Annotated in this window: 22 protein-coding genes; 13 read left to right on the forward strand and 9 right to left on the reverse strand. The window is 44.3% G+C overall.

Going from position 1 to position 22,293, the window contains the following annotated elements:
* The first annotated feature begins 111 nt into the window (after window positions 1-111).
* Genes ribH through D1814_RS14395 form a run of 4 tightly spaced genes read left to right on the forward strand, consistent with a single transcriptional unit; the run spans window position 112 to window position 2,573 of the window.
* Window positions 112-585, forward strand: a complete 474-nt coding sequence (gene ribH, locus D1814_RS14380) for a 6,7-dimethyl-8-ribityllumazine synthase (protein WP_025255832.1) — start codon at window positions 112-114, stop codon at window positions 583-585.
* Between the two features lie 12 nt (window positions 586-597).
* Window positions 598-1,020 (forward strand): transcription antitermination factor NusB, encoded by a 423-nt coding sequence (gene nusB, locus D1814_RS14385; protein ID WP_014979773.1) that lies wholly within the window; start codon window positions 598-600, stop codon window positions 1,018-1,020.
* A gap of 48 nt (window positions 1,021-1,068) precedes the next feature.
* Window positions 1,069-2,034: a thiamine-phosphate kinase gene (thiL, locus tag D1814_RS14390; RefSeq protein WP_118493424.1), complete on the forward strand. Its 966-nt coding sequence runs from the start codon at window positions 1,069-1,071 to the stop codon at window positions 2,032-2,034.
* Window positions 2,035-2,072: 38 nt separating this feature from the next.
* Window positions 2,073-2,573, forward strand: coding sequence for a phosphatidylglycerophosphatase A family protein (locus D1814_RS14395; RefSeq protein ID WP_118493426.1), 501 nt, complete (start codon window positions 2,073-2,075; stop codon window positions 2,571-2,573).
* Window positions 2,574-2,764: 191 nt separating this feature from the next.
* On the opposite strand, the gene dxs is transcribed toward D1814_RS14395, so the two are convergent.
* Genes dxs through D1814_RS14410 form a run of 3 tightly spaced genes read right to left on the reverse strand, consistent with a single transcriptional unit; the run spans window position 2,765 to window position 5,840 of the window.
* Window positions 2,765-4,645 carry a 1-deoxy-D-xylulose-5-phosphate synthase gene (dxs, locus tag D1814_RS14400; RefSeq protein ID WP_118493428.1) on the reverse strand — a complete coding sequence of 627 codons (1,881 nt, stop codon included), beginning with the start codon at window positions 4,643-4,645 and terminating at the stop codon, window positions 2,765-2,767.
* 32 nt (window positions 4,646-4,677) lie between these two features.
* Window positions 4,678-5,568 (reverse strand): farnesyl diphosphate synthase, encoded by an 891-nt coding sequence (locus D1814_RS14405; RefSeq protein WP_118493430.1) that lies wholly within the window; start codon window positions 5,566-5,568, stop codon window positions 4,678-4,680.
* 29 nt (window positions 5,569-5,597) lie between these two features.
* Window positions 5,598-5,840: an exodeoxyribonuclease VII small subunit gene (locus tag D1814_RS14410; RefSeq protein WP_118495401.1), complete on the reverse strand. Its 243-nt coding sequence runs from the start codon at window positions 5,838-5,840 to the stop codon at window positions 5,598-5,600.
* A gap of 401 nt (window positions 5,841-6,241) precedes the next feature.
* On the opposite strand from D1814_RS14410, the gene pomA reads away from it, so the two are divergent.
* Together pomA and D1814_RS14420 are read left to right on the forward strand one after the other, a co-directional pair.
* A complete protein-coding gene (gene pomA / locus D1814_RS14415; RefSeq protein ID WP_012518934.1) occupies window positions 6,242-7,003 on the forward strand; it encodes a flagellar motor protein PomA in 762 nt (253 codons plus the stop codon).
* On the forward strand, window positions 7,003-7,932 hold the full coding sequence (locus D1814_RS14420; protein ID WP_118493432.1) for a flagellar motor protein MotB: 930 nt from the start codon (window positions 7,003-7,005) through the stop codon (window positions 7,930-7,932). Before pomA ends, D1814_RS14420 begins: the two co-directional genes overlap by 1 nt.
* 111 nt (window positions 7,933-8,043) lie before the next feature.
* Here the strand turns inward: D1814_RS14420 and D1814_RS14425 are convergent, their stop codons facing one another.
* Genes D1814_RS14425 through D1814_RS14445 form a run of 5 tightly spaced genes read right to left on the reverse strand, consistent with a single transcriptional unit; the run spans window position 8,044 to window position 12,479 of the window.
* Window positions 8,044-9,300: an SAM-dependent methyltransferase gene (locus tag D1814_RS14425; protein ID WP_118493434.1), complete on the reverse strand. Its 1,257-nt coding sequence runs from the start codon at window positions 9,298-9,300 to the stop codon at window positions 8,044-8,046.
* Between the two features lie 5 nt (window positions 9,301-9,305).
* Window positions 9,306-10,046, reverse strand: coding sequence for a DUF1365 domain-containing protein (locus D1814_RS14430; protein ID WP_118493436.1), 741 nt, complete (start codon window positions 10,044-10,046; stop codon window positions 9,306-9,308).
* On the reverse strand, window positions 10,043-11,308 hold the full coding sequence (locus tag D1814_RS14435; RefSeq protein WP_118493438.1) for an NAD(P)/FAD-dependent oxidoreductase: 1,266 nt from the start codon (window positions 11,306-11,308) through the stop codon (window positions 10,043-10,045). Before D1814_RS14435 ends, D1814_RS14430 begins: the two co-directional genes overlap by 4 nt.
* 11 nt (window positions 11,309-11,319) lie before the next feature.
* Window positions 11,320-12,039, reverse strand: a complete 720-nt coding sequence (locus D1814_RS14440; protein WP_118493440.1) for an SDR family NAD(P)-dependent oxidoreductase — start codon at window positions 12,037-12,039, stop codon at window positions 11,320-11,322.
* Window positions 12,036-12,479 (reverse strand): nuclear transport factor 2 family protein, encoded by a 444-nt coding sequence (locus D1814_RS14445; protein WP_118493442.1) that lies wholly within the window; start codon window positions 12,477-12,479, stop codon window positions 12,036-12,038. Before D1814_RS14445 ends, D1814_RS14440 begins: the two co-directional genes overlap by 4 nt.
* Window positions 12,480-12,737: 258 nt before the next feature.
* On the opposite strand from D1814_RS14445, the gene D1814_RS14450 reads away from it, so the two are divergent.
* The 3 genes from D1814_RS14450 (at window position 12,738) to D1814_RS14460 (ending at window position 14,779) form a co-directional block, all read left to right on the forward strand.
* Complete coding sequence (locus D1814_RS14450) at window positions 12,738-13,313, forward strand: LON peptidase substrate-binding domain-containing protein (protein WP_118493444.1); 576 nt, start codon at window positions 12,738-12,740, stop codon at window positions 13,311-13,313.
* Between the two features lie 118 nt (window positions 13,314-13,431).
* Window positions 13,432-14,043 (forward strand): sigma-70 family RNA polymerase sigma factor, encoded by a 612-nt coding sequence (locus D1814_RS14455; protein ID WP_014998915.1) that lies wholly within the window; start codon window positions 13,432-13,434, stop codon window positions 14,041-14,043.
* Window positions 14,036-14,779, forward strand: coding sequence for a ChrR family anti-sigma-E factor (locus tag D1814_RS14460; RefSeq protein ID WP_118493446.1), 744 nt, complete (start codon window positions 14,036-14,038; stop codon window positions 14,777-14,779). The genes D1814_RS14455 and D1814_RS14460 overlap by 8 nt, the downstream gene beginning before the upstream one ends.
* 129 nt (window positions 14,780-14,908) lie before the next feature.
* On the opposite strand, the gene D1814_RS14465 is transcribed toward D1814_RS14460, so the two are convergent.
* Window positions 14,909-15,673 carry an outer membrane protein assembly factor BamD gene (locus tag D1814_RS14465; RefSeq protein ID WP_118493448.1) on the reverse strand — a complete coding sequence of 255 codons (765 nt, stop codon included), beginning with the start codon at window positions 15,671-15,673 and terminating at the stop codon, window positions 14,909-14,911.
* Window positions 15,674-15,858: 185 nt separating this feature from the next.
* Here D1814_RS14465 and rluD point away from each other — a divergent pair, with 185 nt between their 5' ends.
* The 4 genes from rluD (at window position 15,859) to dld (ending at window position 22,277) form a co-directional block, all read left to right on the forward strand.
* Window positions 15,859-16,842, forward strand: coding sequence for a 23S rRNA pseudouridine(1911/1915/1917) synthase RluD (gene rluD, locus D1814_RS14470; RefSeq protein WP_118493450.1), 984 nt, complete (start codon window positions 15,859-15,861; stop codon window positions 16,840-16,842).
* 16 nt (window positions 16,843-16,858) lie between these two features.
* Window positions 16,859-17,614, forward strand: a complete 756-nt coding sequence (gene pgeF, locus D1814_RS14475) for a peptidoglycan editing factor PgeF (protein ID WP_118493452.1) — start codon at window positions 16,859-16,861, stop codon at window positions 17,612-17,614.
* Window positions 17,615-17,863: 249 nt separating this feature from the next.
* A complete protein-coding gene (gene clpB, locus D1814_RS14480; protein ID WP_118493454.1) occupies window positions 17,864-20,440 on the forward strand; it encodes an ATP-dependent chaperone ClpB in 2,577 nt (858 codons plus the stop codon).
* 133 nt (window positions 20,441-20,573) lie between these two features.
* Window positions 20,574-22,277 carry a D-lactate dehydrogenase gene (gene dld / locus D1814_RS14485; protein ID WP_118493456.1) on the forward strand — a complete coding sequence of 568 codons (1,704 nt, stop codon included), beginning with the start codon at window positions 20,574-20,576 and terminating at the stop codon, window positions 22,275-22,277.
* The last annotated feature ends 16 nt before the right edge of the window (window positions 22,278-22,293 follow it).

Here is a 22,293-nt window from a genome sequence, read left to right on the forward strand (position 1 = left end):
GGCAACAGTAAAAGTGGCCGTTTACGAATAGTTGAAGTTAAAGAAACAATCGATTTAGTTTGGGCGCAGTTGTGGTATACTTCGCGCCGTTTTTTCTCGAGGAATGAATCCATGCAGGTAATTGAAGGCAATATCAGAGCAACCGGTAAGAAGTTTGCTATCGTTGTATCACGCTTTAATAGCTTTGTTGTTGAAAGCTTACTAGAAGGTGCGTTAGACACGCTAGAGCGTCACGGTGAAGTAAGCGATGACGATATCACGGTAGTACGTGTACCTGGTGCTTACGAGTTACCTGTAATTGCTAAGAAATTGGCTGAGAAAAAGTCATTTGACGCCATCATCGCTCTTGGTGCTGTTATTCGTGGCGGCACGCCACACTTTGATTTTGTAGCAGGCGAGAGCAACAAAGGTCTTGCGCAAGTATCACTTGAATACGGCGTACCCGTATCATTTGGCGTAATTACAACAGATTCAATTGAACAAGCTATCGAGCGTTCGGGAACCAAAGCGGGCAACAAGGGTGCAGAAGCTGCTCTAGGCGCGCTAGAAATGGTTAACGTTATCGATGCTGTTGAAAAGCTTTAAGGTAAACATTAAGTGAAAGTTTCAGCTCGTCGTAAAGCCCGTGAACTCGCCCTTCAAGGTGTGTATTCATGGCAAATGAGTCACAACGATATTCAGCAGGTTGAACTGGCGCTAGCCACCAGTAACGACATGCAAAAGGTAGACATGGCGTATTTTCAAGCCTTGCTTCGCGGTGTTGCACACAACGCAAGCAACCTTGATGCGACCATTAAGCCTTACCTTGGCCGTTTGCCAGAAGAGTTAGACGCTATCGAAAAAGCCATTCTGCGCATTGCGACACTGGAACTCACTGAGCGCATCGACGTACCTTACCGCGTAATTATTAATGAAGCGATTGAGCTTGCTAAGGCATTTGGTGCTGAAGAGAGCCATAAATTCATTAATGGTGCACTGGATAAAGCAGTGCGCACGTTGCGTAAAGACGAGCGCGACTAACCTTACCGTGGCGGCATGGATTGCCGCTAAAAGGGTTTTAAAATTACCGTGAAAGAATTTGATCTTATCGGCCGCTATTTTTCAAACAGCGGCCACAAACGCAAAGACGTTGTTATTGGTATTGGTGATGACTGTGCTATAACAACGGTTCCTGAAAACCAACAGCTCGCCGTTACCACAGATACTCTTGTTGCAGGAGTGCACTTTTTAAAAGATGCACCAGCCAAGTCTGTAGCATACAAAACAGTTGCTGTTAACTTAAGTGACCTTGCCGCTATGGGGGCTGAGCCCGCATGGATCAGCTTGTCTTTGTCACTGCCTGAAGTAGACGAAGCCTGGTTAGACGACTTTGTGTCTGGTTTATACGAACTCACTCAGTACTATTCTGTTCAGCTTATCGGTGGCGATACAGTAAAAGGCCCTATGGCGTTTACTATTACTGCACAAGGTTTTATTCCGCCTGGTTCCGAACTAACCCGCAGCGGCGCGAATCCGGGAGACTGGGTTTATGTTACCGGAACACTAGGTGATGCAGGTGCCGGTTTAGATATTCTGCAAAATAAGCTGCGCGTAAGTGGCGAAGCGAAAGACGTATTAGTCAATCGCCATTACTTCCCAACCCCCCGGGTTGCTGTGGGTACGGCAATACGTCGTATCGCAACATCGTGCATTGATATCTCTGATGGTTTACTTTCAGACTTGGGGCACATTCTAAAAGCTTCTAATTGCGGTGCCAACGTACATGTAGAGCGTTTACCACTGTCTCGAGCGTTAACAAGTGCTGTCCCACCTGAGCAAGCCATTGAATACGCTTTGTCCGCTGGCGATGACTACGAACTTATTTTTACCGTAAGTGAAGAGCAGCGAGGAAGCCTTGAAACTTCATTGGCGAGCACGAATGTAAAAGCAACGTGTATAGGACAATTAACGGGTCATAGCGGCACGTTTTCGTTGCTGAAAGACAATGAAAAGTACACGCCCTCAAATGAATCAGGTTACGAGCATGCCTTTTAGGCAACCTACATCTTACAATAGCAAATAAAGGAAGAAGCATGCAGGCGGAATATCGCGCTAGAGTGAGTATGAAAAATCCAGTTCATTTCCTTGCGCTTGGCTTTGGCAGTGGCCTTGTTCCTTTTATGCCGGGTACATTTGGCTCTCTTGCTGCTTTACCGCTACTTGTGGCGTGCAGCCAACTCTCCGTGGTTTCTTTCATCGCGCTTACGCTGATATTTTCTGTGGTAGGTGTTTATCTTTGCGGCAAGACTGCAGACGATATGCAGGTTCACGATCACGGCTCTATTGTGTGGGATGAAATAGCGGGCATGTATATTACCTTTCTACTTGTACCTATCTCAGCGTCATCTTTACTCGTGGGCTTTGTTCTGTTCAGACTTTTCGACATCCTAAAGCCGTGGCCAATAGGTATTATTGACAAACGCTTACACGGCGGTACAGGCATTATGCTTGACGATCTTCTCGCTGGAGCTATGGCTTGTGGCTGTTTACATTTATTAATGGTGTTCTGGCCAGCAGCGTTGGCGTTGTTCTAGCTGAAAGGGAAGATTCAAGGCCGCTCTGATAGATTAGCTGCAGAGAAAAATTAGGCAATAAAAATTCAGGCAAAAGCAAAAAAGCATCACGAAAAAGCCCGCAGTTTGCGGGCTTTTTAATCTTTGCGTTTAAATGAAAAACATAATAGTTGCTTTTACAAATCTAGTTTTATACCAGTCCGCATAGATAATTAGCCAGCTGTAAAACTATTTGCCGCAGCAATAATACCTTCAGCATCTAAGCCGTGCTCTCTGTACATTTCCTGTTGTGTTCCTTGCAGGATGAAACTATCAGGTAGCCCCAACATTTTTACTGCCTTTAACACGCCGTTTTGCTGCAAGTGTTCTAGTACGGCACTACCAGCGCCGCCCATGATACAGCCATCTTCTAACGTAATAAGTGCGCTGTGTTCACTGGCTGCTTTTAAAACAGCATCGCCATCTAATGGTTTTATAAAGCGCATGTCGATAACCGTAGCATCGATAGCTTCTGCAGCTTTAAGTGCGTAGGGCAATAAACAGCCGAAGTTCAAAATAGCAACGCTTTCACCTCTATCTTTTGAAGTTTCTCGACAGGTACGCGATTTACCTATTTCAAGTTCCGTCATCGCCTCATCTGGTGTAATCCCCATGCCTGCACCACGAGGGTAGCGAACCGCAGCTGGCTTTTGTAGCTTATGGCCTGTGTAGAGCATTTGACGGCATTCATTTTCGTCTGAAGGTGCCATAACGACCATATTTGGAATGCAGCGAAGGAAAGCAATATCAAACGCGCCTTGGTGAGTAGGGCCATCGGCGCCCACAATACCCGCTCTGTCTATTGCAAATAATACCGGTAAGTCTTGAATTGCCACATCGTGAATAAGCTGATCATAAGCTCGCTGAAGGAACGACGAATAAATCGCAACAACCGCGTTCATACCGTCTTTGGCAAGACCGGCACCAAAGGTCACGGCATGCTGTTCGGCAATGGCAACATCGAAGTATTGTTCAGGAAAGCGTTGAGAAAACTCAACCATGCCAGAACCTTCACGCATTGCAGGTGTTACGGCCATTAGTTTTGGGTCTTGCGCGGCCATATCACATAGCCATTTTCCAAAAATAGCAGAGTAGGTAGGAGCAGAAGGCTTCGACTTTGGCAGCGCGTTATCCGCCGGATTAAATTTTGGCACCGCGTGAAATTTGATCGGATCTTCTTCAGCAACGGCGTAGCCCTTACCTTTTTTAGTGACAACATGTAAAAGCTGAGGCCCTTCAAAGTTACGCATATTGCGAAGGGTATCTACTACAGCATTCACATCGTGACCGTCGATAGGACCAATGTAATTAAAGCCCAACTCTTCAAAGATAGTACCGGGCACAACCATACCTTTAAGGTGCTCTTCTGCACGGCTAGCGAACTCTTTAATAGGTGGTACATTGCTTAGCAGCTTTTTGCCGCCATCCCGTATTGAGTTAAAGAAGTTACCTGTGAGCAAGCGGGCAAGGTGGCTGTTTAACGCCCCAACGTTTTCAGATATGGACATTTCGTTGTCGTTAAGTACAACCACCATGTCTTTTTTGATGTCACCTGCATGGTTAAGGGCTTCAAACGCCATACCTGCGGTCATTGCACCGTCGCCGATAACGGCCACCACTTTGCGGTCTTCACCTTCTTTTTCTGCCGCTACGGCCATACCCAGCGCGGCGCTAATCGATGTGGAAGAATGACCCACAGCAAAGGTGTCATAGTCGCTCTCTGGCGGCCAAGGAAAGGGATGTAGGCCATTCTTTTGACGAATGGTACTCATGCGCTCTGCACGGCCAGTAAGGATTTTATGAGGATAAGCCTGGTGCCCCACGTCCCACAATAAGCGGTCAAAAGGTGTGTTGTACACATAATGTAACGCGACCGTAAGCTCTACCGTGCCAAGGCCTGAAGCGAAGTGACCGCTCGTTTGGCTGACACTATTAAGTAAATACTCACGCAATTCATCGGCGAGCTCGCGTAATTTATCCTGGGGCAGCTGCCTCAATTTTTCAGGTGTTTGCGCAAGCGCAAGCGTTGGGTAATGTTGGAGATCTAAACTCATGTACTTATTATCTTTTTCAACATGGCGCGTGGCTAATGGTCGCGTTTTACCAAAAGCTCGCTAAACGCAATTAAACTGTCTGTATTGTAGGGTAAACGCGTCAATGCTTGAAGTGCATTATTGTGAAGCATTTCTAATTCTTGTTTAGCGCCAGCCATTCCAAGCTTGGCGGGAAACGTGTTTTTTCCTAATGCTTCGTCTGACCCTGCCGGTTTACCTAATTTCTCGCTGCTGCCTTCAACGTCTAGAATGTCGTCCTGTACTTGAAAGGCTAGCCCGATATCGGCCGCATAAGCCATTAAGTCAGTTTTGGTTTGTGGCAATAAGCCTTCACTGACAATAGCGACCATTTCAACACAGGCCTTTAACAAGGCCCCGGTTTTTAATCTATGGAGCTGTTTTAGTTCTTCTAACGAGATGGATTTACCTGTACTGGCCAAGTCAATTGCCTGTCCACCACACATTCCTACGTAACCTGCACTTTTAGCGAGTACAGACAACAGTTGTCCGCGCTTGGTTTCGGCAAATACGCTTAAAGGGGCATCAGCTAGTACAGTAAAAGCAAGAGATTGCAGGGCATCTCCCGCTAAAATAGCCGTAGCTTCATCAAAGGCGATATGACAAGTTGGCATTCCGCGACGCAGGTCATCGTCGTCCATGGCTGGCAAATCGTCATGAACCAACGAGTAGGCGTGTACGCACTCAATAGCCATGCTTATAGCCATCTGGTCTTTTTTAGGCACGTCTAGTGTGTTTCCTACAACCTGCACTAGTAGAGGGCGCATGCGCTTACCGCCCGCAAGCAATGCGTGACGCATGGCATCTTTAAGGCGCGGTGCGTAATCGGGTAAATCATCAATTAATGTAAGAAGAGATGCATCAGTTTGCTGTTTCACTTGCTGATGCAATGCAGAAAAATTCATAGGTCGCCTGTAATTTAAAAATGAACGTTTTACGGCTGTTCACTTTCAGGAAGAGTCTGAAGCGTTTCTTCGCCTTGTTCACTAAGCAATATTTTTACCTTTTGCTCGGCGTTTTCGAGTGATTGTTGGCCTTGACGAGATAATGCTATGCCTCGTTCAAATTTTTCCAGTGCTTTATTAAGAGGCAGATCACCGTTTTCCATTTCGTTAACGATAGCTTCTAGTTCTGTTAAAGCTTCTTCAAAAGACGCTGATGCTTTTTCTGTCGTCATAAAAACACTCAATATATTGGCCAAAATACGTGTACCGCGCACATTAACTGAGGGTCGCACAAGGGTCAAATGGTTTGTCCGTATATCGCCTATATCACAACAATATAGCTTTTTTTTCATGCAGTTGACCACGTTGAATAAAAAGATATTGTGCTATATTCGGTATAAGTGGCTACATTACTCTAATTAAGGGAGTGTATGCGTGTTCTGACAGGTAAGCGAACGCTTTACGCAATATTAGTGTTTAGAAAACCCGCGAACGACGTATTTTTAGCCTCACACTTAATAAAAAACAAATAAATATGATATTTTTCAATAATGTCGTTTTAGTATTTTTATCCGTTGCCGATAGAATATTTGTACATTAACAGCACTGACTGCGCATAAATGGGGAAGAGTGAGTGGATTTAGCAACCGTCATAGGTATGTTGGGCGCCATTGGTTTCATAGTTATGGCTATGATACTAGGCGGCAGCTTAGGCATGTTCATAGACGTCCAGTCGATATTAATTGTATTTGGTGGGACTTTGTTTGTTGTCTTGTCACAGTTTACGCTAGGTCAGTTTTTCGGTGCTGGTAAGATTGCTGGCAAAGCCTTCATGTTCAAAATTGAGTCGCCAGAAGAGCTTATTGAGAAGATTGTAGAGATGGCGGATGCTGCGCGAAAAGGCGGGTTTCTAGCTTTAGAAGAAGCAGAAATCTCTAATGAGTTTATGCAAAAAGGCGTAGATATGCTGGTTGACGGCCACGATATTGAGGTGGTCAGAGAGACACTTGCTAAAGATATTTCTATGACGTCTGAGCGACACGATTTTGGTGCGTCGTTTTTTAAAGGTATGGGCGATATAGCACCCGCCATGGGCATGATCGGTACCTTGATTGGTTTGGTTGCCATGCTATCAAACATGGATGACCCGAAAGCTATTGGCCCTGCAATGGCGGTAGCACTACTTACCACCCTTTATGGCGCTTTTTTCGCTAACGTCATCTGTTTGCCTATAGCATTCAAACTTTCAGTGCGAGCAGGGGAAGAAAAGCTCAATCAAAGCCTTGTTCTTGACGGTATTGTCGGTATCGCTGACGGTCAAAACCCTCGAGTTATTGAGGGTGTACTGAAAAACTACCTTGCTGCAAGTAAGCGTGGAAGCGCAGAGGAAGAGTAATGGCCGAAGAAGAATGCCCAAAATGCCCCCCCGAGGGGCTTCCAGCTTGGATGGGAACCTTCGCAGACTTAATGTCACTGCTTATGTGCTTCTTTGTACTTTTGCTTTCATTCTCCGAAATGGACGTACTCAAATTTAAGCAAATAGCGGGCTCAATGAAGTTTGCATTCGGTGTGCAAAACAAAATTGAAGTAAAAGACATTCCTAAAGGTACCAGTGTTATTGCCATGGAGTTTCGCCCGGGTAAACCTGACCCAACGCCAATTGAGTCTATCCAGCAGCAAACCAACGAAATGACTCAACAAATGCTAGAGTTTCAGGCGGGAAATGAGGACTCGGCCGGCGGCAGGCAAAAGCAGCGCGGCGAACAGCGGGGCGGTCAGTCTCAACAAACGGCTACTGAGTCATCTTCATCCGCTGAGCAAAGTACTGACCAGTCTCAAATGGCCGAATTAATGAAAAAAGTAGCCCAACAATTAGAAAAGCAAATTTTAGATGGGTCTGTAGAGATGGAGTCGCTAGGACAGCAACTTACCATTCGGATTAGAGAAAATGGCTCGTTTTCCGCCGGCTCTGCTTTCTTGCAGCCACAATTTCAGCCCGTATTAAGGAAAATTGGTGTGCTTTTAGCAGATGTGCCTGGTGAAATTGAAATTTCTGGTCACAGTGATGGACAACATATTGCAAACGAATTATATCGCTCAAACTGGGATTTATCGTCACAACGCGCCGTGGCGGTGGCTGAAGCCATGCGGACAGCGCCTGGTTTTGATGAAAGCCGTATGTCCGTGGTTGGCAAAGCTGATACTAATCCTATCGTTGAGAATGCCACGACAGCGAGTGATAGAGCCAAGAATCGCCGAGTAGAAATTAATATTAACCAAGGCAAACCAATGATATCCAAACCCATTTCAGTGGTAGACGATTAAGCGTCAACTTTTTAAACTAAGTGCGCATAAAAAAGCGGTGCCTTCTTAATGAGCACCGCTTTTTGGTTTTAAAACCCTAGTTTTTACTTGTTTACAAATCAAATAGGTTCATCAAACTCTGGCTAGTTCTTCTCTGTACTGAGGTTTAGATATAACAAGTTGTACAGTGCTAATGGTTCTTTCTAGAAAGCCACCTTCGCAATATTTGAGGTAATAGGTCCACATACGCATAAAGCGTTCGTCATAACCATCATTTAATAATTCATCTTTCGCCGAGATAAACGCTTCATACCAATGGTTTAGGGTTTTCGCATAGTCTACGCCAATATCGTGTAAATCACGGATCATCATGTTCGTGTACTTTTTAAGATGAGCATTTAACTGGTATTGTGACGGTAAAAAACCACCAGGAAAAATGTACTTCTGGATAAAGTCTACGCTGTTTGAATAGCTGTCATAACGTCTGTCGTCAATGGTTATGGACTGAAGTAACATAAGACCGTCGTCTTTTAAAAGAGAAGCACATTTTTCGAAAAAGTTACCTAAATACTCTTTGCCAACCGCTTCAATCATTTCAATGGAAACTAACTTGTCGTATTTACCATCAAGTAAACGATAGTCTTTTTTAAGTAGCCTAATTTTACTTTCTAGCCCTTCACGTTCAATCCACTCTTTTGCCCAGGCGTGCTGTTCTTCCGAAATGGTGGTAGTTGTAACGTTACAGCCATAATTTTTTGCAGCAAAAACTGCAAGACCGCCCCAACCAGTGCCTATCTCTAGTAGGTGGTCTGAATCGGTCAGCTGTAGTTTGTCACAAATGGCTTTTAGTTTGTAATTCTGCGCATCGTTTAGCGTTGCATTCGAATCAGGGTATATTGCTGATGAGTACATCATTGTGGGATCAAGAAAGCGGGTATAAAGCTTGTTGCCTAAGTCATAGTGCGCCTCAATATTCTTCTTAGCTTGGTCTTTAGTGTTTCGACGCGCAAAATGCTGAATTTTATTGATGGGCATGGTTAGCCACTTAAACTTATTTTCCCACTCATCAAGGGTTGGTAAGTTCCTTGCGAAGACCCTGACTACAGCTGTTACATCGTCACTGTCCCATAAGCCATCCATATAGGCCTCGCCAGCACCCACGCTACCACCTAGTAATAATCGACGGTAGGCCTGCACATCTTTGATATTTACCGTGGCGCGTAAGTCGCTTTCGTCTGAGCCGAAACGCGCAACGACATCGCCGTTTTCTTGAATAGTTAAGCGGCCAAATGGAAGCTGATTTAAACACTTCAAAAATAGTGTTCTACAAGTTTTATCTACAAAAGAGACCTCTGAGGTGGTCAGTAGTACAGATTCACCGAAAGACATTGTTATTATTCCTGACTCTTTTCTGGGTGTGTATATAGTGGCGTTCGTTTCAGCAATAGCTTAAGCGCGTGCCAATAAATTCCGGCCACGGTTTTTATTGTCATATTGGGTATACGTTTAAGTGCGTTAGATAGATTCGCATTATCTAAAGTAAATTTAGTTAAATTGATTCCTGCGCTGAACTCTTTATCTTCTCTTACGCAATCCATCGCTAAAGAAAGTCTAGACGAAGGTTGAGAAATCGACCATTTATAGGTCATATCCATGGGGTTAAAAGGCGACACGTGAAAAGCCTTAGGCGTATCGGCTTGGGTATCCAAATTTACAAGATAATGATGGCGCTCATTCCAAGGCGTATTGCTAACCTCGGCAAGCATGTGAGTATATTTACCCTCAGTATTGCGAAGGTAATAAAAATTCACTGGGCTGAAATAGAGTCCCCACATGCGTAATTGACCTAGCATAAAAACGTCGCCGCCTAAGGCTTTACCATCATTTAGCTCAGTCATCCTTTCTAACACAGCTTGCTCCAACGAAATGGAAGCGTCGCCTAAATAGTCTTCTCGTTTGAAGCGAACTCTGGCTTTGTTATGCGCGCTAAAATGCTTCAACGTACCAGATAGCGCGTTCAGTTCGTCGCTTTCTAGTTTTAGCCAAAACAAATAAATGTCGTAGTCAAACTTGTGTTGGGTAGGCTTGAAACGTTGATGGTATACCTTGCCTCTATATATCGCGCTTTCTATCACAGGGCTTCACCAAAACGAGCGCAAACGTCTAGTGCACTGGTAACGCCGTCTTCATGAAAGCCGTTGTACCAATAAGCGCCGCAGAAATGTAGGTTGTCTACACCACAAATCTCGCTTCTTCGTGATTGTGCTTCAACCATGTCGGCACTGTACTGAGGGTGAGCGTATTGATAGCTGCGTAAAATACTGTCTTCGTTGATTTCAGGCGTATTATTCAGCGTAACACAATAGGTATTTTCTGCTTCTAATCGTTGCAGAATGTTCATATTGTAGGTAACAGTGGCAGGGCGGGCTTCCTCGCTCACATCCTCTTTTAAGCTGTAGTTCCAACTTGCCCACGCCAACTTCCTTTTAGGCAATTGGCTTGTGTCTTTGTGCATCACTACATCATTTTCTGCATAAGGAATATTGCCAAGGATATCTTTGTGTAGTGATGTAGGGGAATGAATCATTTTTAGCGCTTGGTCGCTGTGGCAAGCAAACACTACATGATCAAAGGCTGCAACCGCACCGGATGAATCGGTAACTTCCCACATGTCATCACTTTTAGCGACAGAAACTACCGCGGTAGATAACTTAATTTTAGACTCAAATGGTGCAACGAGTGGAGGGATGTATTGACTAGAGCCACCTTTGATAGTGTACCACTGAGGTCGGTCAGTAATATTGAGTAAGCCGTGATTATTGAAAAACTGCAAGAAGAAGGTTAACGGAAACTTTCTAGTCTGCTCTAGGCTGCTAGACCAAATAGCCGCGCACATAGGCAGTATGTAATAGCGCGCGAAATCATCACCTAGCCCTAATTCTTTAATAATATCTTCGAGCGTCAACGAGGACGTGTCGCGCTTTTCAGCGACCATAGCTTTGCACGCTTTATTAAAAGTCAGTATATCTTTTACTATGCGCCAAAACTTAGGCCGAAGAATATTACGTCGCTGTGCAAATAAACTATTTAAGTTATTACCGTTGTACTCAAGGTTTGCTTTTTTACTCATTACAGAGAAGCTCATCTCTGTAGGTTGGTACTCAACATTTAACTGGTTAATAAGCTTGATAAAGTTAGGGTAGGTCCAATCATTGAAAACGATAAAACCGGTATCGATTTGATGTGAGCTGCCATTATCATCGATTTTCTTTGTTGCCGTGTGACCACCAATGTAGTCATTCGCTTCGTAAACAGTGATGTTGTGCTGTCGGTTTAGAAGGTGTGCACAGGTTAACCCTGAAATACCTGTACCTATTATGGCAATCTTATTATTCATTCTTACTTCTCTTATTGTTTTTCTCGCATGGCCAAAGATATACGCCTTTGAATTGGCGTGGGCAATATATGCATAAAGCGCAGAATAAATCCAAAGAATCGAGGAAAGAAAACGGACTGCTTGTTACTTTCTATTCCTTTCAGCATTGCTTCTGCGGCTTCTTCAGCGCTAATTTTCATCGGCATTTCGAAGTCGTTTTTGTCGGTCAAAGGTGTTTCAACGAAACCTGGTGAGACGGTCTGTACCTTTACGCCTCTATGGTAAAGATCAACTTCTAAAGATTTGGTAAAATAGTGAAGGGCAGCTTTACTAGAACCATAGGCTTGAGTGCGCGTGAAAGGTAATAATCGAGCCATACTGTCGACTATGACTAGCTTGTCTCCATCTTTCAATCGTGGAAGTAACGCGTTAACACAGTGAACTACGCCGAAGAAGTTAGGCTCGAAAACGCGGCGAAACATGTCTGGCTCGAAATCCTCAAGGTCGACATATTCACAAGTGCCAGCATTAAGTACAGCAATATCGAACTTAACATTCGCTAATGCACGCTTTGTATCTTCCAGATCTGACACATCAAACTGACAACCGCTAATATTACTATATTTGCTAAGCTCGTCGAGGGCATCTTGGTTTCGTCCGCACGCAATGACATGATACCCATTATCGGCAGACTTGATTGCTAATGCCTTACCTATTCCAGAGGTTGCGCCAGTAATTAAAATACTCTTCATTTTGCCAGCTTCCCTTTTATCATTTTGATTATAAAACCTAAGATAGGTACGTGCTCGTAAACCATTTCGCCCAAGTCATAATAATCTTTGTGATAAGTTATAATGTCGCCGTCAACGCCGAGTTGTGTTGTACCGTCTAAAGTGACCCTTTTTGTACTATTTTTGAGTTCGAGGGTCATCGTCCAATTCACAACGTGAGTCACTTGGGATTGGCTCTGATTATTTTGTAGCGAGCATTGGAAAACGTCTGCTATGTCGAACTTGCACGTTTCGGCTTGGGTAAGCAGGTTAGAAAAATAGCTTTTAACTTCGTCTATACCAGTATGCGTTGTGATGGGGTCGATAAATTTAATATTGCTGGCATAGATGTCTTCCAAGTCATCTGGAGATATCTGACATATATCTGTGTAAATTTTACAAAAGCGCTTGATGACATCCATACAGCTTCCTTCACATTAAAATATTGAGTACAGGCTAATAATTCAGTCGTGAATTTCTTTTAATCTTTCAAAGATTTTTCAAATTATTGACTGCAAGTCTCTGATCTAAAATCTGTTAGTATTTTTATACAAAATCTAAATTACATTAATTGCTAAACTTAAGATCATGTTTTTCGGTTTATCTGTGAAAAATTTTCCCATTCGATCCTATTTGTACTCAGTCGCGTAAGTATTTTCGTGTTTTCGGAAGTGTCGAGTATGAGTGTAGAACGTTTTCCCTTATTTCCCTTATCTGCGCACCTTTTGCCTGAGGGCAGAATGGCGTTGCGTATTTTCGAGCCTAGGTATATGCGCATGGTCAAGCAGGCATGTGCCGAAAATAAAGGCTTTGTGATGTGTATGCTTAATGCGAAGGGTGATAAAACTTCAAATGAACATATCCATAAAATAGGGACATACGCGCAGGTAATCGACTTCGATATGCTCGATGATGGGTTGCTTGGCATAAAGGTTGCTGGTTCTCATTTAGTTGAGGTAAGTAGCATTGAAGTTGAAAAAGATGGTCTTCGCACAGGAAGTTGTAAGGTGTTAGAGCCTTGGAAATGCGATTTGGCCCCTCAACAAATAGCGCCTATGGACGAGCGGCTTAAAGAAATATTTGGAAATTACGAAGAACTGGCATCGCTATATGAAACACCAAAATTTGATTGCCCCAACTGGGTGTTAAATCGGTGGTTGGAGTTGCTGCCAGTCGATGGCTCACAAAAGCAGCACTTTCTAGCGCAAAGAGAATGTACTAGTTTAGTAAACTACCTCTCTGCACTAATTGCTTAGCATTAAGAGTTGCAATTGACATTACAAATTCGTAATCCAACATTTGCGTTTTTCGCAAACGTTTTAAGCCAGAACGTCGTAGAATGATACAACCAAAACGGAAAAGCGGACGAATCTTATGTTAGTTGGAATTCCTTTGGAACAGAGTAACAGCACAATCAAACCTAAAGAGTGTGCTACTGAAATGTCTGATTACCTTGTAGCGGTTGCTGACGCCAGATGCAAACGTTCCTTTGCTCGAGTATTTAATTATTTTGCACCTCGCTTACGTTCATATGCTTTAAAGCAAATGGGTAACGAAGCGTTAGCAATGGAGCTAGTGCAAGATACAATGTCAAACGTTTGGCAAAAAGCGCATCTTTTCAACGCTGAGAAAGGATCGCCTTCAACGTGGATATTTACCATTGCACGTAATATACGTTTTGATATGTTACGTAAATTGCAGAACCGAAAAGAAGATGTTTGTTCTGATGATTTGTGGCCTGTGCTTTGCGAGCAAACAGCGGACGCGAATGAAGCGCCACTTGACGAACAGGTCACGTTAGAGCAAATTGGATATTTGTTCGAATCCCTGCCTGTAAAGCAAAAGGCGGTAGTTGAAGCTATCTATATTGATGGCAAATCTCAACAAGAAGTTGCCGATGAACTTTCCATTCCATTAGGTACAGTAAAGTCGCGTACACGCTTGGCGCTTCAACGATTAAAGGTCATGTTAAACGATAATGATTAGGTTTCATCCCAGTGCCCAGCAACTCAAAGATTTCGTTGAGGGCACTCTGTCACCTGCTATATCTTTGATGGTCTCTGCGCACTGTGATATGTGCCCGAAGTGCCAGCGATTTGTTGAGATTGAGACAGAAAGCCTAGCCGCACAAATGGTGTCGGCTGTTAGTGAGAATGTGGTTGGTATTTCCGATGCTTCTTTGCAATTTGGAGATATGTTTTCACAAATTACACAACTCCCCCAAGCACAGAATGGCAGCATTGAGGCTGCTGGTGTTTCTGAATATCGAGAAACTTTTAAAAAGCCTCGTGTACCATCTAAATCAGAAAAATTAAGCACTATTGAATTGGATGGTAGAACGTTTACTTTGCCTAGAACACTTCACCGATATATCGACAAGACTGGAAATTGGTCGAGTTTAGTCGGCAAGCTATGGCAAGCTCCAGTTGATTTAGGTAATCAGGGTGTAGCTAATTTTATATTCATGGGCGGTGGCGGTAGTGTGCCTGAGCATACTCACCGAGGAACCGAATACACCCTGGTAATTGATGGTGAATTTAGTGATGGACTTAGCCGCTATGATACCGGTGACTTCATTTTCATGGATGGTGAAAAAACCCATACACCAAAGGCTGAAGGAAAAGACGGTTGCTTAGTATTTAGCATTGTAGATCAGCCATTACACTTTACTTCCGGTTTAGCGAGACTATTAAATCCATTTAGCCATCTGTTTTTCCGCTAAAGAATAAAACGGTTTCTTACCTCCTTCAATGGTCACAATCGTTGAGAAACAAAAAACGCACTTAAGTGCGTTTCTTTGTTCTAACTATAATTATTCAAAAAAATCGAACGCGCTTTGAAACTGCCTAAACTAGCTAATAAACTCGCTGTCCGGATAGTTTAGCTTAAGGGTTTTCATTGCGTTGTCTCGTAGTTCTGTTAAACCAAGCTGCTCGTAGCTGGAAACCATAATTTCCAAAGCTTGCTGCACTTGAGTGGTATTCGGGAAGTGCTCAATAACATAGCGACCACGATTAGCGGCAGCAACATAAGCTTCTCGTCTCATATAAAAGCGTGCAATAGCAATTTCGTACCGCGCTAGGCGATCTTTGATATGAACCATACGCTGCTTAGCGTCCGCCGCATACTTACTATCTGGGTACTGCTGAATTAAACGACGAAAATCTTCAAACGCTGCACGGGATTTTGATGGGTCCCTATCCGTACGATCGATGTTCATTAATTCTTGGAACAAGTTGCTGTCCGATTCCATGTTAGTTAAGCCACGCATGTAGTACGCGTAGTCAACATCCGAATGATTAGGATTAAGACGGATAAATCTATCGATAGTGGCAAGCGTTTCTTCGTTTTTACCCGACTTGTAGTAGCTGTAAATAAGATCTAGCTGAACTTGGTGTGACAGTGGACCAAACGGGTAACGGGAATCTAGCGCACTTAACGTTTGAGCCGCAGCGCTAAAGTTACCCACTTCCATGCTCTGCTTTGCTCTGTCGTACAGTTGCTGTGCACCCATGTTGGCTAAAACGGCTTTCTCTTCTTTATCTGAAGAACTACATCCTGCGACAGATACCATAGCACCCAATAAAACGGGAGCCAGTAGACGAAATGATTTCATAATAATTCTATTTTCCTGCTAAACAGTTTAATACTTCGCTGTCTAAGCTCATGTGTTAAACAACAACACTTTAATTGCATTCTAACGTACTAACGACGAGAAAAACCATACAAAAACGTAAACAAGGCAGTGTACAGCGTGAATACTTGTTATAATACCCTTTTTTAGACGTAATCAATGGTGTTATGACACAGTCGCCGAACACAATACAATTAGAAGCTTCAACGGAAGCTGCGCATTTTGGTTTACGGTTAGATCAGGTTTTGGCTGATTTGTTCCCTGAATATTCTCGTTCTAAGTTAAAAACTTGGATTCAAGAGGGGAATGTTGCGGTAAATGGTGAAGTAATCACCGTTCCAAGACACAAAATGCAAATGGATGAACTCATTACTGTACAAGCCGAAATGGATGTACAGGTAACAAGCGTTGCGCAAGACATTGCGCTTGATATTGTTTACGAAGATGAGCACATCTTAGTTATAAATAAACCTGCTGACTTGGTTGTGCATCCTGGTGCGGGAAATCCAAGTGGTACGGTGCTAAATGCATTACTAAATCACTATCCCGAAATTGACAAAGTTCCCCGTGCAGGCATAGTTCATCGTCTCGATAAAGACACTACAGGTTTGATGGTAGTAGCAAAAACGATTCCTGCGCAAACGCACCTTGTTGATCAACTGCAGCGCCGCGAAATGAGTCGAGAATATGAAGCCATCGCGCTAGGTACTATGGTTGCGGGTGGTATTGTAGATGAACCTATTGGCAGACATGCCACAAAGCGCACGCACATGGCAGTTCGCGAAATGGGGAAACCTGCAGTAACCCATTATCGCGTTATCGAAAAGTTCCGTGCGTATACTCACCTACGCTTGAAGCTTGAAACCGGTCGTACGCACCAAATCCGTGTGCACATGGCGCATATCAAGCATCCGTTATTGGGCGACCAGGTTTACGGCGGGCGTCCGCGTTTGCCCAAAGGTGCGTCTGAGGAGTTTATTGCTGCGCTTCGCGGGTTCCAGCGCCAGGCACTACACGCCGCACAGCTCTCGCTGTTTCACCCTGAAACTGAAGAGTGGATGACCTGGAAGGCGCCGCTGCCTCAAGATATGCAAGACTTGCTTAAGGCGGTGAAGCAAGACTCTACAGACAATCCGCAAGACATGCTTTAAGCAGAGTTTTAACCCTATGACATATACTGCTGAAAGTTCGTCTATTTCGCCATCATTGGATTTAATTATGCCGAAATGGTCGTGCCCTTCTAATATTGTTGCATACACAACAACTAGGTTAGGGGGCAGTAGTACGGGGGATTTCGTAGGCTTGAATGTTGGCGTGCACGTGGGTGATGATCTTTTATTAGTTAAAGCCAATAGAAGCCTGATCCCACACAGCGAAAAAATCACCTGGCTAGACCAGGTACATAGCAATCGCGTGGTAGCACTGCCAAGCGCGGATATCACTGCCGACGCAGCGTACTCTTCTTCTAAGTCACACTTTTGTGCCGTAATGACCGCAGACTGCGTACCCATTTTATTGTGTGATGAAAGCGGTGAACAAGTAGCTGCTGTGCATGCCGGCTGGAAAGGCCTTGAGACAAACATTATCGCCAATGCCGTTGGGCACTTTAGCTGTGGTGCTAATAAGCTGATAGCTTGGATAGGACCTGCAATTAGCGGCGCTTGCTATGAAGTAGATGCGCAGTTGGCAAGTAAATTTAGCTACATAGATGGCGCTATTGCCAATAGTACTAATAGAGCGAAGTACTTATTAGATTTACCTCTAGTGGCACAGGTGCAATTGCAGCAAGCTGGCGTTGAGAATATTACACAAAGTAACTTGTGCACTTACACTGACGAACAGCGTTTTTACTCCCATCGAAGAGCTACGCATCAAAACAAGCGCACGACTGGGCGTATAGTTAGCGTAATAGGCCTGCTTTAAATTGTTTCGAAAAAAGGCGGCAGTTTTAGTCTGATCAAACAGTTGCGCTAGATCAAACTTCATACATTATTTGTTATCTTTTTGGCTAACTTTTTAATCTCATACTTGAATCGCAATTGAGCAGCCTACATAACTAGAACATAAAGAATACCACTGCGCATAGAGCATTACCCACTCAGCGAGAGTTAAAATGTTCGTAATCGCGGGGTGTTACCGCAGGTATAGTTGTTCACTTATTAGGTTGAGATTATGAGATTAGATAGATTTACCAGTAAATTTCAGCTCGCGATATCCGATGCTCAATCACTCGCATTGGGGCGAGACCATCAATATATTGAACCTGTCCATTTAATGACTGCCATGCTCAACCAGCAAGGTGGTTCAGTACGCCCTTTACTTGACCAAACAAACATCAATGTTAATGCGCTACGCTCTGCATTAAGTCAGGCTATTGAACGCCTTCCTAGAATTGAAGGCATTGGTGGCGATGTTCAATTAAGCAAAGACAGTGGTATTTTGCTGAATCTTTGCGACAAAATAGCCCAGCAGCGAAAAGACGAGTATATAACGTCGGAAATCTTCGTGTTGGCAGCCCTTGAAGATAAAGGGCGGTTGGGTGAAATCTTCAAAAGTCTGAATATCACCAAAGACGCTATTGAAGCTGCTATTGATGACATGCGTGGGGGGCAAAAAGTGACAGACCCTAACGCAGAAGATGTTCGACAAGCACTCGAAAAATACACTACAGATTTAACCGAACGAGCCGAACAAGGCAAGCTTGACCCGGTAATTGGACGTGATGAAGAGATTCGTCGAACGGTTCAAGTGCTACAGCGCAGAACCAAAAATAACCCCGTGCTTATTGGTGAGCCAGGTGTAGGTAAAACTGCCATTGTTGAGGGGTTAGCGCAGCGCATCATTAACGGCGAAGTACCTGAAGGCTTGAAGAATAAGCGTGTCCTTGCCCTAGATATGGGCGCATTAGTAGCCGGTGCAAAATATCGCGGAGAGTTCGAAGAACGTTTGAAGGCCGTGCTCAACGAACTCGCTAAAGAAGAAGGTCGCGTCATCTTATTCGTAGATGAGCTGCATACCATGGTAGGCGCAGGGAAGGGCGATGGTGCCATGGATGCTGGGAATATGCTGAAACCAGCTTTGGCACGCGGTGAACTGCACTGCGTGGGAGCAACCACATTAGACGAATATCGTCAGTACATTGAAAAAGACGCAGCACTTGAGCGCCGTTTCCAAAAGGTACTAGTTGAAGAGCCAAGCGTAGAAGACACTATTGCTATTCTTCGAGGCTTAAAAGAGCGCTATGAACTCCATCACTCCGTAGATATTACTGACCCTGCCATTGTCGCAGCGGCAAGTTTGTCGCATCGTTATATTAGTGACCGTCAATTGCCCGATAAAGCCATCGACCTTATTGATGAAGCGGCCTCTAGCATTCGTTTGCAAATAGACTCAAAGCCAGAAGATATGGACCGATTAGAGCGGCGTATCATCCAGCTTAAGTTGGAAGAGCAAGCGCTTGCTAAAGAAACGGATGATGCAAGTCATAAGCGCCTTGAAATGATTGAACTAGAACGTGAGCAAGCCGAAACCAAGTACGCCGAGCTTGAGAAAGTATGGCTGGATGAAAAGGACGCCATGCAGGGCACCCAAACCATCAAAGGGGAGCTTGAACAAGCAAAGCTAGATTTAGAAATTGCCCGACGTGCATCCGATTTAAACCGTATGTCGGAACTTCAGTACGGCCGTATTCCTGAACTGGAAGCAAAGTTAGAGCAAGCGGCTGAAAATGAGACCCGGGAGACCACGTTACTTAAAAACAAAGTAACAGACATTGAAATTGCTGATGTGCTTTCTCGGTGGACAGGTATACCTGTGGCACGAATGCTAGAGGGCGAGCGCGAGAAACTGTTGCGTATGGAAGACGTGCTTCACAAACGGGTGGTTGGGCAAGAAGAGGCAGTTGAAGCGGTATCAAATGCTATTCGCCGTTCACGCGCCGGGCTTGCCGATCCAAACCGTCCTATTGGCTCATTCCTGTTTTTAGGGCCGACGGGCGTGGGTAAAACTGAGTTATGTAAAGCTTTGGCTGGCTTCATGTTCGATACTGAAGATGCCATGGTGCGTATCGATATGTCTGAGTTTATGGAAAAACACTCGGTCGCTCGTTTAGTCGGTGCGCCTCCTGGCTACGTTGGCTATGAGGAAGGTGGCTACTTAACCGAAGCGGTGCGTCGCAAGCCTTACTCGGTCATTTTATTGGATGAGGTTGAAAAGGCACATCCAGACGTATTTAACATTTTGCTTCAAGTGTTGGATGACGGTCGTTTAACTGATGGACAAGGGCGCACGGTAGACTTTAAAAATACGGTTGTGATCATGACGTCTAATTTAGGTTCAGACATCATTCAAGATAAGCACAACGAAAGCCAGTATGACGATATGAAAGCGTCGGTAATGAGTGTAGTCGGGCAGCATTTCAGGCCTGAATTTATAAACCGCGTAGATGATATTGTGGTATTCCATCCGTTGGGTAAAGAGCAAATTAAGTCTATTGCTAAAATACAGCTAGCTTCTCTTAGAGCACGACTAGCGGAAAAAGGTTATAAACTTACTCTTTCTGCTGCGGCAATGGATAAGTTAGCAGACGCCGGTTTCGACCCTGTGTTTGGCGCAAGGCCGCTTAAGCGTGCGATACAGGTACAGGTGGAAAATCCACTTGCCCAGCAACTGCTAGCGGGTGAGTTATTACCCGAGTCCACCATTCGTATTGATGCTGACGACAGCGGACTATTCGTAGTAAGCAGTTAATCAAGAAACCAAATCTTTGACTCGAAGGCACTGGAAACAGTGCCTTTTTTCTTGCCCTATTATTGCTTTATCATCGCCTTTTCCTTTAGTTTAACCGCTAGAGCAATCTCACCGTGAGTGTTAGGAGTCATACATGCAACAAGCCCCAATCATTAGCGCATTTAAACGCGTACTCGGGGAAAGTAATCTGGCCGTTGGAAAACGCCAGACAGAGCACTACCGAAAAGGGTGGCGATCGGGCGAGGGTGAGGCATTGGCCGTGCTATTTCCAAGCACGCTCATGCAATATTGGGAAGTCCTTAAGGTTTGCGTTAAATATAACTGCATCATCATAATGCAGGCTGCCAAAACCGGGTTAACCGAAGGCTCTACGCCAAGCGGCGATGATTACGATAGACCTGTGGTGGTTATTAACACTTTAGCCATGGACGATATCGTTCTAATAAACGATGGTAAGCAGGTATTGAGTTTTCCTGGGGCAACCTTGTTTAAGCTTGAGAAAATGTTGAAACCACTTGGACGCGCGCCGCATTCAGTGATTGGGTCGTCGTGTTTGGGGGCATCTATCGTTGGTGGTGTTGCTAACAATTCTGGCGGCGCATTGGTAAAACGAGGGCCCGCTTATACGGAGCTATCGCTATACGCTCAAATAGATGCTAACGGTGACCTAAAGCTGGTTAATCACTTAGGAATAGACTTGGGTGATACACCTGAAGAAATTATCGGTAACCTCGCTTCAGGCAACTTTTCAAAATCACTCCCAGAAACCAGTAAGAAAGCGTCAGCAAGTGACTATGAACAAATAGTTCGCGATGTTAATGCTGATACGCCTAGCCGCTTTAATGCAGACCCATCAAGGCTTTATGAAGCTAGCGGTTGCGCCGGTAAAATCGCCGTTTTTGCCGTGCGATTAGACACATTTGAAGTGCCTAAAAAAGAACAAACGTTTTATATCGGTACAAACGATGCTGATGTGCTTACCCGTATCCGCAAAGATATTTTGTCGACGTTCGATAACGTTCCTGAAGTAGGTGAATACCTGCATAGAGAAATGTTTGATATTGCAGATGTGTATGGCAAAGATACGATATTGAGTATTGAACGTTTAGGCACTGACTCACTACCTAAAATGTTTGCAATTAAAGGGAGGGTAGATGCTGCACTTAACAAACTGCCTTTTATGCCTCGCTACCTAAGTGACAGAGCAATGCAGTTTGGAAGTAAGTTTTTTTCTGACCAAATTCCTTCAAGTTTAAGAGCCTACCGCGACAAGTACGAGCACCACCTTATCCTTAAAATGAGTGATGGCGGTATTGAAGAGGCAGAAACACTATTAGCCAAGCTGTTCAGGAAAGAGAAGCTAGATGGTGATTACATTACTTGTAATGAAGAGGAAGCGTCTAAAGCGTTTTTGTTGCGTTTCGCCGCAGCGGGGGCAGCAGTGCGCTATCAAATGATGCGTCACAAACAAGTAGGGGATATTTTAGCGCTAGATATTGCCTTGCGCCGCAATGACGAGTTTTGGGTAGAAGCGTTGCCTGAGCACATAGCTAAACATGTCGAAAAGCCGCTTTATTACGGCCATTTCTTTTGCCATGTTTTCCATCAAGATTACATACTTAAGAAGGGCAGCGACGCTCACAAAGTCAAAGCAGACATGTTGGCACTATTAGATAGCCGCGGTGCTAAATATCCTGCCGAACATAATGTTGGGCATTTGTATAAAGCAGAAAGCACTCTACAGCAGTTTTACAGAGAACTAGACCCTACCAATACTTTTAACCCAGGCATTGGTAAGATGGAGAAGCACAAACGCAATTGTTCGTGCTGTTTATAGCTACATATGAAGAGAG

Origin of the sequence: Alteromonas sp. BL110 (genome assembly GCF_003443615.1) — a bacterium.
GTDB lineage: Bacteria > Pseudomonadota > Gammaproteobacteria > Enterobacterales > Alteromonadaceae > Alteromonas.